The organism is Candidatus Microthrix subdominans (assembly GCA_016719385.1).
Taxonomy (GTDB): Bacteria; Actinomycetota; Acidimicrobiia; order Acidimicrobiales; family Microtrichaceae; genus Microthrix; species Microthrix subdominans.
Window position 1 is genome coordinate 80,019 of record JADJZA010000009.1, and the last position, 15,663, is coordinate 95,681.

The following is a 15,663-nucleotide window of genomic DNA, read 5'->3' on the forward strand; positions in this document are numbered from 1 at the left end:
GACAAGTCGCCTGGCAGGGCGGCGCGATGGGCACGACTCTTAGGGGTGGGGAACGGGGGGGGGGGGGGGCCGGGGGGGGGGGGGGGGGGGGGGCTGGCGGGGCCGAGTGGGGATCAGCATCGACGGGCCCTCGGAGCTGCACGACCGCTACCGGGTCGACAAGCGGGGCCAGGCGACGTCGGCCAAGGTTCTACGCGGACTCGAACTGCTCCGGGCCCACCGGGTGGACGTCAACGTCCTGTGCACCGTGAACGCGGCCAACCAGTACCACCCGCTGGACGTGTACCGCTATTTCCGCGATGTGCTCGGCATCGAGCACATCCAGTTCATCCCGATCGTCGAGCGCGACAACGACACCGGCTTCCAGGAGGGAGACGTCGTCACCGACCGGTCGGTCGACCCGACGGCCTGGGGCGAGTTCCTCGCGACGATCTTCGACGAGTGGGTCGGGCGCGACGTCGGGAAGGTGTTTGTGCAGATGTTCGACTCGGCCTTGGCCTCGTGGCTGGACCTGCCATCGAGCATGTGCCTGTTCCGGGAAACCTGCGGGGACGCCCTGGCGTTGGAACACAACGGCGACCTGTACTCCTGCGATCACTTTGTGGAACCGGCCCACCTGCTCGGCAACATCGCGACCACCACGATGGTGGAGCTGGTCGCGTCCCCGAAGCAACGGGCCTTCGGGCGGGCCAAAGCCGACACGCTGCCCGCCTACTGCCGCCGGTGCGAGGTGCGCTTCGCCTGCAATGGCGAATGTCCGAAGAACCGCTTCACCCTCTCCCCCGACGGCGAGCCCGGCCTGAACTATCTGTGCGCCGGCTACCGGCACTACTTCAACCACATCGACGGGCCGATGCGCACGATGGCAAACCTGCTGCGCGCCGGTCGCTACGCCGACGAGGTGATGGAGGTACTGCCGGGGGCCTGACTGCCCTCGGCGGAGTGGATCGTCATCCCGAGTCCCTGCCGGTCCGATGCGAGCGCATCGGGGCGCTGCTCAGCAGGGAACGATCGCTCGACCGCGTCCTCGAGCAACTCCCGTTGCCTCACCAACGCAGGGTGGCGTTTGGCGGGCAGGTCGACGATCAGGTCGTCCAGCAGAGCGCGGACCCGTCTTGCGACCTGATACTGACCGGCGCCGAACGCCCTGATCTCGTCGAGGGCCAGCGCGACAAGATCGTCCCAGGTGGGGGTCGGAACGAGCACGCGCACCGCTCCGTGGGGATCGGTCACGACGCCGGTCGACAAGTGCTTGGCGGCGGCGTAGCGCAGCACGTCCGCAATGCGATGGAGGCACTGGACGGCCGTGGTCGGGTCGTTCACCGCCGGTGACAGCGCCTTGATGGCGACGTCGACGAGGAGCCGCAACGTGAACGCCGGATCATCCTCGAGCGTCCGCTCGTCGCCGAACATCAGGGCACCTTTGAGCGGTCGCATCGGCAGGGCTTGGTCGCCGTACACCCGGAGCACCAGGCCACCGGCGGCGATGTGGTCGCCCACCGCCGCACACAGCTCGATCAGCGCGTCGTGGCGCTGAGCGATCCGCAACAGCTCGTCGCGATCGACGGCCACCAGCACGCCGCCCACGTCTGGATTTCGCACCTGCTGCACGGCCGAGCTGGGATCGACGCTCGACGCCGCTTGCTGGGCCGTCGCCACTTCGGTGCTGCTCACCGGATAGACGTCGTCGAACACCCGGCGCGCCTGGCTGTCGATGCGCTGGATGACGTGGCAACCCGGAGGTTGTCCGACGTTCGGGAAATCAGTGCCAGAAACCAGGCGATGCTGGCGGCGGTCAGCACGGTCGCTCCGATCAGCGCACGGTTCGGCACGATGTGGTCGGCGCCGCGACCGCTGAGCGCCGTAGACGTCAGCGCGAACACGAAGGTGGCGATGAAGGTGCCCAGGCTGTGCTTCATGACCGGGTCGTCGCGAAACCAGCGGAGAAAACGGGGCGAGAACTCGCTACTGCCGAACTGGACGACGAGGAGCACCACCGACATGACAAACCCGGTGAAGGTGATCATGCCGCCACCGAGCGCGGCGAGCGCCGCACCCGCGCTGGCCGCGCTCAGGTCGAGCGACGATTCAAGCGGGCTGGCGTGGTCGAAGGCCACAAGCGCGATGCCGGTGCCCAAGGCGACCGCTGCGTACAGACCGGGAATAACCCAGAGGCTGCTCTTGATCCAGTGACGAACCCGTCGGATTCGCCAGCGACTGGACCGTGTTAGGCCCACGTCAGCCGTCCGGGTGGCCGGCGGGCTGAGGGGCGGCGGTGGACGCCTCGGCCTCGTCCTGCTGGTGGAACTCGGCCAGCATGCGCTGCTCCTCCTCGGCCTTGGGAAACATGAACCAGACGAGCACCGCACCGAGCGCCACGGCGATGATGGCGACGCCGTAGGCCCAGTCCTGTCCCTCGACGAAGGACTGCTTGGCCGCTGCGACGATCTGTGAGGAGTACTGCGGGTACTGCTGAGCGATCGCATCGGCCCCGCTAAACGACTTGGTCAGCTGGCTCTGCACGCTGGTGGTCACGCTGCTCGCCTTGGACGATCCGGCGATCGCCGCGGTGGCCGCTGAGGCGTAGCCGGCAGTGAGCAGCACGCCCATCAACGACTGCATGATGGCCCCACCGAGGTCCCGCTGCAGATCGGCGGTGGCCGAGGCCATGCCCGCCTTGGTGACCGGAACCGAGCCGGTGAGTGAGTGCGAGGCCGGGGTCCCGGCGAAGCCCACACCCGCACCGACCAGGGCATACCCGAGCCCGACCGGCCAGTAGGACACCCCGTCCCTCCACAGCACCAACATGATGATGAAGCCGGCCAGGATGGCGGCGTACCCCACCAGCAGCGTGAAGCGCGCACCCTTCGTATCGACAAGTTTGGCCGATTTGGGTGCGATCAGAACCATCGCCACGGCCGCCGGCAGGATGGCGAACCCGGCTTCGACCGTGCTGTAGCCCAGCACGTTCTGCAGGAACTGCTGGCCAATGAACATGGCCCCCATCAGGGCGCCGAAAACGATGATGCCGGCGCAGGCGGCGACCCAGAACGTCCGCCGGCCGGCGACGGCGAGGTCGTAGAGGGGCTGCTTGGAGCGGCGCTCCTGAATCACGAACGCGATCAGCGCGGCGACGGCGAGGACGGCCAGGCCGATCACGAGCGTCCCGGCGTTGGGCACGGCGGCGAAGTTGATCGCCAGGATGAACGCGCCGACGAGGACCGCTGAGAGGATGCCGCCGAGGTGGTCGACCGGATCGTCGGATTCGTTGACGTGGGCGGGCACGACCATGACGACCTTGACCACGCTGACGACGATCAGCGGCAATGTCACCAGGAACACCGAGCCCCACCAGAACGTGGTCAACAGCACCCCGGCGACCAACGGGCCGAGGGCCGAGATGGCCCCACCGAGCGCCGACCACAGTGCGATCGACTTGGTGCGCCCGGCGCCCGTCCACAGCGCTGTGATCAGCGACAGCGTGGTGGGATAGGCCATGCCGGCGGCCAGACCGCCGACCAGGCGAGCGAGTATGAGCACCTGAATGCTGGGCGCCCAGGCCGCCGCCAGGCAGGCCGGAAGCGATGCGACGACGCCGATGAGCAGCATCTGCTTGCGGCCGTAGCGATCGCCCACCGCTCCGAGCCAGAGCACCGACATGGCCAGGCCCAGCGAGTAGGCGATGGCGACCAGGTTGAGCTGGGTTTGCGAGGCGTCGAAGGCCTTGCCGATGTCGGGCAGCGCCACGTTGGCGACGGCCAGCGGCAGGTTGGCCACAGCCGCTGCCAGGATGAGCGCGGTGAGCACCGCGCCGGCCCGCTTCGGGCTGGTGCCCGCTGCGACGGCGGGGGCTGTGGTCGTCATAGAACACTCGTATCGTCACGGTCGGACAGTTCGTCGGCGATCAACTCAGCGATCACCTCGTCTTCACTCAGACGGGACAACGCCACCTCGTAGGCGGCCAGGATCGCCAGCACGATCGCCACCCAGAGCCAGGACGATGCGCCCCACCACAACACCAGCAGCGCCACCACCACGCCGGCGATGCGCAGCGGGTCGCGATGGTTCACCACCCAGGTGGTCGTCGCCGGGTCGGTGCCCCGGTCGTGAGCGGAGGTGGCCACGCCGGTGACCAGGGATGCCGTTCGCCGGCGCAACGCCACCGACCGAGGCCAGGGTGCGGTGAGCGCCGCCAACACGATGAGGATCCCAAAGGCCCAGAGGAGGATCCGCGTGCCATCGAAGAGTCCCTGCAGGATGGCATCGCTGATCGCGCCCACCGCGCCACGGTTGGACGGAACCCGAACCAATGCGAGCAGCTGATCCTGAGCGATGATTGCCGCCCGGCGCATCAGGATCAGGAGGAGCATGTCGACGACCGCCAGCTCGATCAGCGTCCGCCGCCGGTTGATCGACAGCGCCAGGGCCCCGACGGTGGAGAGGGCGAACACCACGGCGGACACCCACACCAGGGTGTCGAAGAGCGCAATCGCGTCCTGCACCTCCTTCAGCTTGCCGTTGTCGTAGATGGTGATCTGCCCGAAGTCCTGGGGGAGGTTGGTGCCGAAGGCCTGGTTGACCTTGTCGATCGCCGCCGTGGGGATCTCGTCGATCGACACGTCGGGGATGTTGATCGTCTTCCCGAACAGTTCCGGCGACACCGCCGTGATCTGCGCCAGCACCTGGTTGATCGCCGGCACCAGGCTGATCGTCACCGACTCGTCGCCGGCGGTGACCCCCTTGGCGTCGCCCCGCAGCACCTGAACCGCCTTGGCGTGCGCCCTGCGGTTCAGCTCGACCCAGAGGCGTTCGAACTGCTTGGTGGCGACCACCTTGTCCACCTGGTCGCCCACGAACGAATCGACCGCGTTGGACAGCGGGACGGCGAGCACTTGGCCCCGTTCGGGCAACGCCTGCTTGATCAGCGCCTCGGGATCGACGAGCTTCATCGTCTCCTCGGTGATCTTGGCGCTGAGCGCCGCCTGCACCTCGGGGTTGTCGATCAGCGGCCCCGTGTGCGCCACCCAGACGTCGGTGTCGAGGAGGCTGCGCTTGGCCCACACCCCGATGCCGCCCGAGAGGAAGGAGATGCATGAGACGAACACCAACACGACGGCGGTGGTGCGGCGGACCAGCCGACGCGACGGCGGCTTGCCGCGTAGGTCGGCCATCTCGGCCCGCGCTGCGTCTCGCTCGGCGCGAGCGGCATCGCGTTCGGCGCGGGCAAGCTCGAGTTCGGTGGAGAGGTCCTGATGCGGCGTCTCGGGTGTCGGCATGTCGCTCTGTTTCCTTCGGCGGTGCAGCCATGGTGCCCGACACTCCGTGGATTGTCCTCACCCAATCGGGATGAACGGTCTCACTAGGATCTGCGGATGGTGCGGCCCTCCCCCACCCCGGCCGAGATGCCGGGTCGACTGGTGATCTTTGGTGCGGCCCAGGGCATGGGGCGCTGGCTGGCCGAGCAGGTGTTTGCCGCGGCGCCGTTCGAGCTGGTGCTCGTCGACGTATCGCATCACGTCTTTGAGCATCCCGGCGATCGGCCGTGGGGTCGGCCGCCACTGCGGCTGAAGGTCGCCTACGAGGCAGGCCGCCCGGTGTTCACCGACGGCGACGGCGCCGCAGCGCAGTCGCCCCTCGATCCGCCCGGCTCGGGCCGACTGGCGCTGTGCCTGGCCGTACCGGCCGATGCGGTCGACACTATTGCGTCGGTCGTGCTGCCGCAGCTGGAGCCGGGCAGCATCGTGTTTGATGTGACGTCGTCGAAAAACCAGCCGCTCGCTGCGCTGCGGGCGCAGCGGGACGACCTGGCCGTCTTCGGTACCCACCCGCTGTTTGGCCCCCGCGTGGCGGGACCGGCCGGGCAGAGCGCCGTCGTATGTCCCGACCCCGACGACGTCGCTGCACACCGCTGGCTGAGCGACCTGTTCACCGAGGCCGGTATCACCGTGCAGGAGGTGTCGGCCGCCGAGCACGACCGGGCGATGAGCTGGGTGCAGGCGCTGACCCACCAGGTGCTGATCGTGTTCGCCGGGCTGGTGAGCCGCTCCGAGCCGGGCATGGACGAGCTGTGGCGCTTTCGTACCCCGGTCTTCGAGGCGCTGGCCGGCCTGGCCGGCCGCGTGCTGACGCCCAGCCAGGATGCGACAATCGCCGCCATCCAGTCCGGGGTCGACGGAGCGGGTCGGGCCGACGACCTGGCCGAGGCGGTCGACGCGCTTCGTCAGGCGCTGGCCAGCGGCGACCCGGCCGACACCGCCGGGTTCATCGCCTGGGCGCGCGAGGGGCTGCGCGCCGTCGACCTCACCCGGCTTCAGGCGACCGCCGAGGACGCGGTTGCGGCGGTTCAGGCACTGCGCTCCGATCTGGCCGCCGCACGGGCCGACGGCCACGTCGTGGGCCTGACCCCGAGGGAAGGCTCCGATCGGCGCCCCCACATCGGAACGGTGGTGTCGGTGGACAGCACCGAGGTGCGGCTGCTCGACGTGGTGCTCGGCCCCGACGACCGGGCGGTCCTGGTGACCGATGCCGCCGGCCAGCGACGGGCGGCCAAGTTGGGGATCGGCGGCAAACCTCGCCCGGTTGCCCTCGCCCTCTCCGGCCACCGTCTGCTGGCCGACGCCGAGCTGGAGCGGTGGCTTGCCGGTCACCTGGCCACGCTGGAACGCGATGTGCGGGTGCTGGTGCCGCCGTCGCTCAACGGCGACGAACTGGGCCGCATGCTGGCGGCGCTCGTGCCCGGACTGAGCGGGGCGGTGCCGGTGGCCGACCGCTGGTTTCGGGGCGACCGCGAGCTGATCCTGCGCCTGAGCATCCGCGCCGATGGCGATCCGGCACACGTTCGAGACGCGGTGATCGCCCAGGTCGAGGCGCTGGTCACCCCGCCGGCGCCGATCGGCACCGAGGTGATTGCCTACCTGGGTCCGCCGGGCACGTTCACCGAGCAGGCCGCCCGGGCACTGGGCGCCGAAGCGGTCGGCGACGGCGCAGCGCTGGTGGCTGCGCCGTCGGTGGGCGAGGCGCTCGACCGCCTCTCCGACCATCAGGCGGACTGGGCGGTCATCCCGGTGACCAACACGCTGTCCGGTGGTGTCCGGCCCGCCCTCGAGGCGCTGGCCGCGCGCAGCGCCGAGTTGGCGGTGGCCGGCAGCCACCAGGTGGCGGTCAACTTCACCGCCTGGGTGCATCCCGACGACCTGACGGTGGCCGGATTTGAGGGGGTCGTCAGCCACGAGCAGGCGCTGGCCCAGTGCGGCACGTACCTGGCAACGCTGGGCGTCCCCACCCGATCGGTCGATTCCACCGCCGAGGCCTGCCGGGTCGTCGCAGACCGTGACGCACCGGGATGGGTGGCGCTGGCCGGGCCCACCACCGGGGCTCGGTACGGGCTGGTCCCGTTGGCCGAACAGGTGGCCGACAGCACCGACAGCGTCACCACGTTCGTGCTGGTTCGGAGGATGGCACCGGGTGTCGGGCGCAGCGATGACCGAGTCGTCGAGGTCAACTTGCGTGATCCGTCGATCCGGCTGCCGAAGCTGTCGCCGCATGAACCCCCGGCACCTCTGGTGGCGACGAGTTAGCGGCCTTTGGCCAGGGCTCATCTTTCGCAGGCGATCACATGGGCCATGGCGGCACACACCTCGCCCCATCGCTCCGGACGAATGCGGCCGGCGAGGCCGAGGAGCTCTCGACGATCGACGAGTTGCACGTTGTCAAGGTTGGCCGCGCTGCCGTCATCGACGCCGTCGCCTTGCCCGAGCAGCACCTCGCAGTGAATCCCTCGAACACGAGTGGTAATCGGAGCCACCAGCACTCTGGACAATCGTGGCGCAACCCAGCCTCGTGTGAGGATCAGAACGGGTCGCACCTTGTCCCGCTCGAGATCGGCCCACCAGATCTGACCGTGGCCGACGACGGTCACGAAGCGCGCCGCTCGCGTTCCGCCCGACGCTCCTCGGCAAGACGCTGAATTTGAGCGGGAACAGCACCGTCGTAGGGCAACGCGCCCTCCGGATCGCCGGGGTGGTCACCCACCCTCAGGTCCGCGTCGGTTTCGTACGGGAAACGGTCGAGCAACGAGAGTTCCGCTTCGATCACCAACCGTTGGAGGAGCAACTCCAGAGCGCGGTCGAAAAGCTCCGAATCCCGCAGGCCCGATCGGGTCCGCGCATCTTCGAGCCGATCGGCGTCGACCGTGGTGGAGATCCGCGTGCGTGCCATGCCACGAAACGTAGCATGGACCAAAAACGTGCAGTCGGCGGCTAGTCGGCCAGTTGGTCGAGGGCGGCGAGCACGCGGGCGGTCTCGATGGCGGCCATCGCCGCGTCGAAGCCCTTATTGCCAGCCTTGGTGCCGGCCCGCTCGATCGCCTGGTCGATGTTCTCGGTCATCAGCACCTCGAAGATCACCGGCACGCCGGTGTCGGCCGCCGCCCGGGCGATCCCCGCCGCCGCCTGGCCGGCGACGTGCTCGTAATGGTCGGTCGAGCCCTTGATCACCGCGCCGAGCGTGATCACCGCATCGAAGGCGCCGGACTGGGCGCAGCGACGCGCTGCCACCGGAATCTCGAAGGCGCCCGGCACCATCACGACGGTGATGTCGTCCTCGTCGACGCCGTGGCGGACCAGACCGTCGCGGGCGCCCTCCAACAGACGGGAGGTGATCAGGTCGTTGAAACGACCGGCGACGATGCCGATCCTCAGGCCGGTGCCGTCGAGGTTTCCTTCGATCACGTTCATGGGGTCTCCACTTCGTCGTCCAAACCGGGGAGCAGATGGCCCATCAGCTCCCGCTTGGTCTGTAGGTAGCGCAGGTTCTCGGGGTTGGGCACCGACTCGATCGGCACCCGCTCGGTGATCTCCAGCCCGAAGCCGTCGAGCCCGCCGTACTTGGCCGGGTTGTTGGTCATCAACCGCATGGTGGTGATGCCCAGGTCATTGAGGATCTGCGAGCCGATGCCGTACTCGCGGGAGTCGACCGGCAGGCCCAGCGCCTCGTTGGCCTCGACGGTGTCGAGGCCCTCGTCCTGGAGCGAGTAGGCCCGGATCTTGTGCCCGATGCCGATGCCGCGCCCCTCGTGGCCACGCAGGTAGACGACGACGCCCAGGCCGTCCTCGGCGATCTGGGCCATGGCGGCGTCGAGCTGGACACCGCAATCGCAGCGCAGGCTGCCGAACACGTCGCCGGTGAGGCACTCGGAGTGCACGCGCACCAACACGTTCTGCTCACCGGACACGGCGCCGCGCACCAGCGCAACGTGCTGTTGACCGTCGAGCACCGACTCGTACGCGAAGCAGGTGAAGTCGCCCCACACGGTGGGGATGCGGGCCTCCGCAACCCGGCGGACCAGCTTCTCGTTCTGTCGGCGGTAGCGGATCAGCTGCGCGATCGACACCATCAACAGGTCGTGCTCGGCGCAGAACTTCTCCAGGTCGGGCACCCGGGACATCGTGCCGTCGTCGTTGACGATCTCGCACAGCACGCCTGCCGGATACATCCCGGCCATGCGGGCCAGGTCGACGGCCGCCTCGGTGTGGCCGGCGCGCTTGAGTACCCCGCCCTCGGCGTAGCGCAGCGGGAAGATGTGGCCGGGCCGGGACAGGTCGGCCGGACGGCTGGCGGGATCGATCAGCGTGGCGATCGTTTTGGAACGGTCGGCGGCCGAGATGCCGGTGGTGACACCCTCGATCGCATCGACGGTGTAGGTGAAGGCGGTGCGCTGGCTCTCGGTGTTGTTGTCGCGCACCATCAAGGGAATGTCGAGCTCGTCGAGGCGGTCACCGGTGACCGACACGCAGATCACCCCCGAGGTGTGGCGGACGAAGAAGGCGAGCGCCTCGGGCGTGGCCGCCTCGGCGGCGATGATCAGGTCGCCCTCGTTCTCGCGGTCCTCATCGTCGACGACAACGACGACCTCACCGCGGGCGATCGCAGCGATCGCCTCGGGCACCGTGCAGAATGTCGTCGCCTCGCCCCTTTCGGCTGTGGCTTCACTCATCGTCGCTCCTGTCGGTTGCATGCTGCTGGTCGGGGGTTCCGCCCAACATCGATTCCACGTACTTGGCCACCACGTCAACCTCCAGGTTCACCCGCTCCCCCACCCCGCGCCGACCCAGGTTGGTGACCTCGGCGGTGTGCGGGATGACCGCCACGGTGAACGAGGTGTCATCGAGCGACGCCACGGTGAGGCTGACGCCGTCGACGGTCACCGAGCCCTTCTCGACCAGGTACCGCTGGAGCCCGTCGGGGATGGCCACCCGAAGGTCGGGCACCGGCTCGAGCACCTCGGCGACCGCGTCGACGTGGCCCTGCACCAGGTGACCGCCGAGGCGGTCGGACAGACGGAGAGGCCGCTCGAGGTTGACCGGGTCGCCCACAGCCAGGTCGCCCAGGTTGGTGCGCCGTTCGGTCTCGTCCGACACGTCGGCCTCCCACCAGCCGTCGCCCTGGGCGACGACGGTCAGACAACACCCGTTGACGGCGATCGAGTCGCCCAGCCGGGCATCCTCGATCACCGTGTCGGCGGCGATCCGCACCCGTTGGCCGCGCTGGGAGTGCAGCCGGCCAAGCTCCTCGACGATTCCGGTGAACATCGCTTCAGTGCTCCAGGTGATCGGTGACATGGTCGGCCTCAGCCGGCTTCTCGGGCGGCCGGGCGGCCAGTTCGATGCGCACGTCGTCGCCCAGGCGGTCGACCGAGATCAGCTCACCCCGCCAAACGTCGCCCATGCTCCACGCCCCCGGCCCGGAGAACAGGCTGCGGGCGTCATCGCCGCCGAAGAGCGCCGGAGCGAAGTACAGGACGTATCGGTCGACCAGTCCGGCCCGGTGAAATGCCCCGGCCACCGCAGCCCCGCCCTCGATCAGCACCTGGACCATGCCCCGCTCGGCCAGATCGACGAGCACGTCCTCCGGGTCCCCGGACAGCTCGAGGCAGGGGTGGATCAGGGCGCCCTCGGGCGCCGTGCCCAAGACGACCCGAACCGGGTTGTAGTCCTCGGGATGGGCGCCGGTGGGCGGCTGCCAGTCGCGAACGGTCAGGTTGGGGTCGTCGTTACGGACCGTCTGGGCGCCGACGATGATGGCGTCACTTTCGGCTCGCAGGCGGTGACCGTCGCTGCGGGAGGCGGGGCCCGTGATCCACTTGGAGCTGCCGTCGGGAGCGGCGGTGTAGCCGTCGAGGGACGCCGCCAGCTTGAGCACGACGAAGGGCCGGCCGGTGCGGCGCTGGTGCAGGTAGGGGGCCAGCTGGGCCTCCACCTTGTCGGCGACCACGCCGACGTCGACCGTGATGCCCGCAGCCCGGAGTGCCTCCACGCCGGTGCCGTCGGTGCGGGGGTCGGGGTCGAGCACGCCGACGACGATCCGGGCCAGGCCCGCTGCGATGATGGCCTCGGTGCACGGCGGCGTGCGGCCGTGATGGGCGCACGGCTCGAGGGTGACGTACATCGTGGCACCGGCGGCGCGGTCGCCGGCCCGCTCGATCGCCACTTTCTCGGCGTGGGCCTGGCCCGGTGCACGGGTGGCGCCGGTGATCAGCTCGCCGTCGGCGGTCACCAGGATCGCACCCACCCACGGGTTGGGTGTGGCCACCCAGCGCGCGTCGGCGCCGGCGGCGATCGCCCGCTGCATCAGCTCCCGATCCCGGGTGGTGGTGATGATGTCGATCTCGGCCCTACTGATCGGGGGTCGGGTGCGGATCCCGCTTCCCGCCGAGGAGCGCGAGCGCGTGGGGGACGACGTCGAGGACCGACTCGAGGGTCTCGACCGCGCCGCCGGGCGAGCCGGGCAGGTTGAGGATCAACGATCGACCCCGAACGCCGGCCACACCGCGCGACAGGCGGTTGAGTGGCGACGCGGTGGCCATGGCGGTCGTCAGCCCGGGGGCCGGCTTGTCGAGGATGCGGCGGGTGCCTTCCGGGGTGTCATCCCGAGGACCGAATCCGGTGCCGCCGGTCGTGGCGATGAGACCGACGAAGTTGAGGGCCATGTAGGAAAGCGTGTTGGAGACGTTGTCGACGCCGTCGGAGATGGTGCGATGCTCGATCACCTCGAAGCCGGCGGCCTCCAGGTGCGACACCAAGCCCGCGCCCGAGGAATCCTTGCGGACGCCGGCCATCACCCCGTCGGACACGGTGAGCACCTTCGCCTGCTGCTTGTGCTCGGTTGCGTCGGTCGTCCCGGCGTCGCCAGTCATCTGTCTCCTTGCCATCTCGGGCCATAGCGGCCGCGTTGGATGTTAGTGCTGGGGTGCCCGGTGCAGGGTAGCCAGGGCCATGCCGTCGGTGCCTTCACGCTGGGGCAACAGAATCGACACCGGGCCGTCGCTCTCCCAGGGGCCTTCCAGCGGCGCGTCGGCGCCAAACTCGGGGTGGTCGTCGAGGAACGCTTCGACCACGTCGACGCTCTCGGCCCGGGTGAGGGTGCAGACGCTGTAGGTGAGGGTGCCGCCCGGCTTGACCAGCGGCGCCGCCGCCTCGAGCAGGCGGCGCTGCAGCTTGGCCAGGTTGGCCGGATCCTCGGGGGCCACCCGCCAGCGCAGGTCGGGACGGCGGTGCATGACCCCCAGCCCGGAACAGGGCGCATCGACGAGCACGCGGTCGGCGCTGCGGTTGCGCAGGGGCGGTGACGTGGCGTCGGCGCGCACCGCATGCACGTCCGAGCCCAGCCTGGCGGCGTTCTCGACGACCAGATCGACCCGGTGGGCGACCAGATCGGCGGCGATGACCGTGGCACCGGAGGCCGCCATGCCGGTCGCTTTGCCGCCGGGGGCGGCGCACACGTCGACGACGAGCTCACCCGGGAGGGCACCGACCGCATCGGTCACCCAGGTCGACGCCCGGTCCTGGGTGTAGCCGTCGGCTCGCACGGTGGGCGCCACCGGCCGGTTCATCGCCTCCAAGGCCTCCTCGGCCACATCGCGACCGAGGTCGGTTTCAAGTCGTTCGACGATCCAGTCCGGATAGGACAGCTCTTCGCCCAGGCTGCGCCACCGGGGCGGGTCGGACCGCACCACGTTGCGCAGCACGGCGTTGACCAGGCCCCGCCACCGCTTGGGCACGGCGCCAACCGTCGTGTTGAGCGCGGCGTGGTCGGGAAACCCCACCTCCAGCTGGTAGGCGCCCAGGCGCAGAGCCCGCACCGCCACGTCGGCGGGTCGGCGGTCGAGGAACGGGTCGATGATCGCGTCCAGGCGCCGTCGTTGCCGCACGGTGCCGTAGGTCAGCTCGGTGACCAGGCGCCGGTCGGCGTCGCCCAGGTCGCAGCGGTCGAGGGCCCGGGGCACGACCAGGTTGGCCCACGCGCCGTCATCCTCGATGCGGGCGAGCAGGTCGAGCGCCAGGCGCCGGGGCGCCACGCCCGGTACCTCTGCGCCCTTCGCCGGGCGGTGGGCAGTTCGGTTGGCAGCGCGTCGTTCAGCCACCGAGGCGCTCCCCCGGCTCGGGGCGCAGGCCGCGCAGGAACTCGGTGGCGTCCTGGCGGGCCCGACCGGCCAGCTGCACTTCGACCAGGCGCAGGCCCCCGCAGGCGGTGCCGACGATGTCGGCGTCGAGCACGCCGGGCGGTGGAATCTCGGCCGCGGAGGGTGCGACGATCTCGGCCCGCCACACCTTCAGCCGCTCGCCACGCAGTGTGGTCCATGCCCCGCCGACCCGCACCCGACGGTCGAGCTCGATCGCGGGGGCCTCGTCGAAGCGCAGTTCGAGATCGTCGCCCGTGATCTTGGTGGCGTAGGTGGTGGTCCCCGATTGCGGGCGGGGATCGGTCAACCCGGAACCGAGGGTGTCGATCAGCAGCTCGGCGCCTCGAGCGCTCAGCTCGGTCCGTAGCTCGGCGGCAGTGCTGGTCGGAGCGATCGGCACGGCGACCTCGGCGTAGACCGGCCCGGTGTCGAGGCCCTCCTCGACACCCATCACCGCCACCCCGGTGGCATCGTCGCCGGCGAGGAGTGCCCGCTCGACCGGGGCGGCACCCCGCCATCGGGGCAGCAACGAGAAGTGCAGGTTGACCATCGGCAGCGCTTCGAGCAGCGGCCGGCGCAGGATCTGTCCGTAGGCGACGACAACGCCCAGGTCGGCGCCGTCCTCGGCCGCTGTGGCCGCATCGGTCAGGTCGTCGGTCACCTTCAGGCCCAGCCGAAGCGCTGCCGCCTTGACCGGGGTCGGCGTCGGCGAGCCCCGCCGGCTGCGCCGTCGGTCGGGAGCGCTGACGACCAGATCGACCCGATGGCCGGCGGCGATGAGCGCCTCGAGGGGCGCCACCGCCTCGGCGGGCGAGCCGAAGTAGACGATGCTGGTCGGCCGGGTCGGGGGCGGAGGAAGGGGCTGGGCGTCGCTCACCGACTCCCGCCGAAGAGGGCGTCGCTGCCCAGCCGCTTCCTGGATCGGTCGGGCAGCTCGTCGGGGCCGCGCTCCCCCATCATCATCTCGCGCACCTGCTTCTTGGCCATCTTGCGCTGATCGGCCTCGAGATGGTCGAGCAGCAGCACGCCGTCGAGGTGATCGAGCTCGTGTTGGATCAGGCGGGCGGCGAGCTCGTCGGCCTCCCAGTCGACCTCGTTGCCGTCGAGGTCGATCCCCCGCACGTGGACCTGCCTGGGGCGGGCGATCTCGAAGTAGAGTCCGGGTACCGAGAGACAGCCCTCGTCGAAGAGCCATTCGCCGTCCGACTCGACGATCTCGGGGTTGATCAGGGCCTTTGGACCGCCGTCGTCACCGAGGTCATAGACAAAAAAGCGCTGCTTGATGCCCACCTGTGGGGCGGCCAGACCGAGGCCGGGCGCGGCGTACATCGTCTCGGCCATGTCCGCCGCCAGGCGAACCAGGCGTTCGTCGATGTCATCGACCACCTCGGCGCGCTGGCGCAGTACCGGGTCGCCGACGATGCGGATGCGTGACGCAGTCATGGTCCCAGCGTACCGCCGGGGGCCGGCTCCTCGAAGATCACCGGCCTACACTCCGCCGGTGGATCAGCAGTATTTCAGCGCCCAACCGAGCTCCAAGCGGCGCACCCGGCAGATCGAGGTGACGCTCGACGGTGAGACGCTGACCTTCCAGACCGATTCCGGGGTGTTTTCGCCCGGTCGCCTGGACCTGGGGTCGGCCACGCTGTTGCGGCTGGCACCGCCACCCCCGCCCGACGCCGCCGTGCTGGTCGACCTCGGGGCCGGCTGGGGGCCGCTGAGCGTGGCACTGGCGCGTCGCACCCCGACCGGCACCGTGTGGGCGGTCGAGCCCAACGATCGGGCGCGCGAGCTGTGTGCGATCAACGCCCAACGGTTGGCACCCGGGCGGATCCGCACCGTCGGCCCCGACGGAGGTCCCGATGCCCCGATCGACCTGTTGTGGTCCAACCCACCGGTGCGCATCGGCAAGGCCGAGCTCTATCCGCTGCTCGAGTCGTGGCTGGACCGCCTGGCGCCCGACGGCCGGGCGGTGTTCGTCATGAGCAAGAACCTGGGTGGTGACTCGTTGCACCGTCATCTGGAGGACCGGGGGCATCCGGTGGAGCGCCTGGGTTCCAAGGCCGGCTACCGGGTGCTGTCGATCGAACCACGCCGGTAGTCGGACCCGTTACAGGCGCAGCGGGTCGACCCGGAGGCGCAGGCGCCCGGGTGGGCGTTCGACCTGGTCGAGCAACGCGCTCAGCTGTTGCCAGCCGGGGGCG

17 protein-coding genes are annotated in these 15,663 nt (G+C 69.9%); 3 read left to right on the forward strand and 14 right to left on the reverse strand.

Annotated features, from left to right (window positions below; genetic code table 11):
* Positions 1 to 106: 106 nt before the first annotated feature.
* Positions 107 to 928: an SPASM domain-containing protein gene (locus IPN02_16875; protein MBK9298461.1), complete on the forward strand. Its 822-nt coding sequence runs from the start codon at positions 107 to 109 to the stop codon at positions 926 to 928.
* On the opposite strand, the gene IPN02_16880 is transcribed toward IPN02_16875, so the two are convergent.
* The 4 genes from IPN02_16880 to IPN02_16895 form a co-directional block, all read right to left on the reverse strand.
* A complete protein-coding gene (locus IPN02_16880) occupies positions 889 to 1,695 on the reverse strand; it encodes a DUF2254 domain-containing protein (GenBank protein ID MBK9298462.1) in 807 nt (268 codons plus the stop codon). The two genes, IPN02_16875 and IPN02_16880, sit on opposite strands and share 40 nt — an antisense overlap.
* Positions 1,671 to 2,138: a DUF2254 domain-containing protein gene (locus IPN02_16885; protein ID MBK9298463.1), complete on the reverse strand. Its 468-nt coding sequence runs from the start codon at positions 2,136 to 2,138 to the stop codon at positions 1,671 to 1,673. The genes IPN02_16880 and IPN02_16885 overlap by 25 nt, the downstream gene beginning before the upstream one ends.
* 100 nt (positions 2,139 to 2,238) lie before the next feature.
* Positions 2,239 to 3,864 (reverse strand): MFS transporter, encoded by a 1,626-nt coding sequence (locus IPN02_16890; protein MBK9298464.1) that lies wholly within the window; start codon positions 3,862 to 3,864, stop codon positions 2,239 to 2,241.
* Entirely contained in the window at positions 3,861 to 5,276 is a 1,416-nt protein-coding gene (locus tag IPN02_16895; protein ID MBK9298465.1) for a hypothetical protein, read from the reverse strand. The genes IPN02_16890 and IPN02_16895 overlap by 4 nt, the downstream gene beginning before the upstream one ends.
* Before the next feature lie 96 nt (positions 5,277 to 5,372).
* On the opposite strand from IPN02_16895, the gene IPN02_16900 reads away from it, so the two are divergent.
* Positions 5,373 to 7,577, forward strand: coding sequence for a prephenate dehydrogenase/arogenate dehydrogenase family protein (locus IPN02_16900; protein MBK9298466.1), 2,205 nt, complete (start codon positions 5,373 to 5,375; stop codon positions 7,575 to 7,577).
* 17 nt (positions 7,578 to 7,594) lie between these two features.
* On the opposite strand, the gene IPN02_16905 is transcribed toward IPN02_16900, so the two are convergent.
* The 10 genes from IPN02_16905 to def are packed head-to-tail and all read right to left on the reverse strand — an operon-like array spanning position 7,595 to position 14,902.
* Positions 7,595 to 7,918 carry a type II toxin-antitoxin system PemK/MazF family toxin gene (locus IPN02_16905; protein MBK9298467.1) on the reverse strand — a complete coding sequence of 108 codons (324 nt, stop codon included), beginning with the start codon at positions 7,916 to 7,918 and terminating at the stop codon, positions 7,595 to 7,597.
* A complete protein-coding gene (locus tag IPN02_16910; GenBank protein ID MBK9298468.1) occupies positions 7,915 to 8,217 on the reverse strand; it encodes a hypothetical protein in 303 nt (100 codons plus the stop codon). The genes IPN02_16905 and IPN02_16910 overlap by 4 nt, the downstream gene beginning before the upstream one ends.
* Before the next feature lie 41 nt (positions 8,218 to 8,258).
* Positions 8,259 to 8,735, reverse strand: a complete 477-nt coding sequence (locus IPN02_16915; GenBank protein MBK9298469.1) for a 6,7-dimethyl-8-ribityllumazine synthase — start codon at positions 8,733 to 8,735, stop codon at positions 8,259 to 8,261.
* A complete protein-coding gene (locus tag IPN02_16920; GenBank protein ID MBK9298470.1) occupies positions 8,732 to 9,994 on the reverse strand; it encodes a bifunctional 3,4-dihydroxy-2-butanone-4-phosphate synthase/GTP cyclohydrolase II in 1,263 nt (420 codons plus the stop codon). The genes IPN02_16915 and IPN02_16920 overlap by 4 nt, the downstream gene beginning before the upstream one ends.
* Entirely contained in the window at positions 9,987 to 10,589 is a 603-nt protein-coding gene (locus tag IPN02_16925; GenBank protein MBK9298471.1) for a riboflavin synthase, read from the reverse strand. Before IPN02_16925 ends, IPN02_16920 begins: the two co-directional genes overlap by 8 nt.
* A gap of 4 nt (positions 10,590 to 10,593) precedes the next feature.
* Complete coding sequence (ribD, locus tag IPN02_16930; GenBank protein ID MBK9298472.1) at positions 10,594 to 11,628, reverse strand: bifunctional diaminohydroxyphosphoribosylaminopyrimidine deaminase/5-amino-6-(5-phosphoribosylamino)uracil reductase RibD; 1,035 nt, start codon at positions 11,626 to 11,628, stop codon at positions 10,594 to 10,596.
* Positions 11,629 to 11,671: 43 nt separating this feature from the next.
* Positions 11,672 to 12,193: a MogA/MoaB family molybdenum cofactor biosynthesis protein gene (locus IPN02_16935; GenBank protein MBK9298473.1), complete on the reverse strand. Its 522-nt coding sequence runs from the start codon at positions 12,191 to 12,193 to the stop codon at positions 11,672 to 11,674.
* Between the two features lie 42 nt (positions 12,194 to 12,235).
* Complete coding sequence (locus IPN02_16940; protein ID MBK9298474.1) at positions 12,236 to 13,420, reverse strand: hypothetical protein; 1,185 nt, start codon at positions 13,418 to 13,420, stop codon at positions 12,236 to 12,238.
* Complete coding sequence (locus IPN02_16945; protein ID MBK9298475.1) at positions 13,413 to 14,336, reverse strand: methionyl-tRNA formyltransferase; 924 nt, start codon at positions 14,334 to 14,336, stop codon at positions 13,413 to 13,415. The genes IPN02_16940 and IPN02_16945 overlap by 8 nt, the downstream gene beginning before the upstream one ends.
* Positions 14,333 to 14,902, reverse strand: coding sequence for a peptide deformylase (def, locus tag IPN02_16950; GenBank protein ID MBK9298476.1), 570 nt, complete (start codon positions 14,900 to 14,902; stop codon positions 14,333 to 14,335). Before def ends, IPN02_16945 begins: the two co-directional genes overlap by 4 nt.
* On the opposite strand from def, the gene IPN02_16955 reads away from it, so the two are divergent.
* Complete coding sequence (locus IPN02_16955) at positions 14,901 to 15,560, forward strand: methyltransferase (GenBank protein MBK9298477.1); 660 nt, start codon at positions 14,901 to 14,903, stop codon at positions 15,558 to 15,560. The genes def and IPN02_16955 overlap by 2 nt on opposite strands.
* The last annotated feature ends 103 nt before the right edge of the window (positions 15,561 to 15,663 follow it).

Coding starts and splice junctions, on each gene's coding strand:
- IPN02_16910 (MBK9298468.1), bottom strand. CDS start 8,217: ATGGCACGCACGCGGATCTCCACCACGGTCGACGCCGATCGGCTCGAA.
- IPN02_16925 (MBK9298471.1), bottom strand. CDS start 10,589: ATGTTCACCGGAATCGTCGAGGAGCTTGGCCGGCTGCACTCCCAGCGC.
- IPN02_16955 (MBK9298477.1), top strand. CDS start 14,901: ATGGTCCCAGCGTACCGCCGGGGGCCGGCTCCTCGAAGATCACCGGCC.
- ribD (MBK9298472.1), bottom strand. CDS start 11,628: ATGCAGCGGGCGATCGCCGCCGGCGCCGACGCGCGCTGGGTGGCCACA.
- IPN02_16920 (MBK9298470.1), bottom strand. CDS start 9,994: ATGAGTGAAGCCACAGCCGAAAGGGGCGAGGCGACGACATTCTGCACG.
- IPN02_16935 (MBK9298473.1), bottom strand. CDS start 12,193: ATGACTGGCGACGCCGGGACGACCGACGCAACCGAGCACAAGCAGCAG.
- IPN02_16915 (MBK9298469.1), bottom strand. CDS start 8,735: ATGAACGTGATCGAAGGAAACCTCGACGGCACCGGCCTGAGGATCGGC.
- def (MBK9298476.1), bottom strand. CDS start 14,902: ATGACTGCGTCACGCATCCGCATCGTCGGCGACCCGGTACTGCGCCAG.
- IPN02_16895 (MBK9298465.1), bottom strand. CDS start 5,276: ATGCCGACACCCGAGACGCCGCATCAGGACCTCTCCACCGAACTCGAG.
- IPN02_16900 (MBK9298466.1), top strand. CDS start 5,373: ATGGTGCGGCCCTCCCCCACCCCGGCCGAGATGCCGGGTCGACTGGTG.
- IPN02_16890 (MBK9298464.1), bottom strand. CDS start 3,864: ATGACGACCACAGCCCCCGCCGTCGCAGCGGGCACCAGCCCGAAGCGG.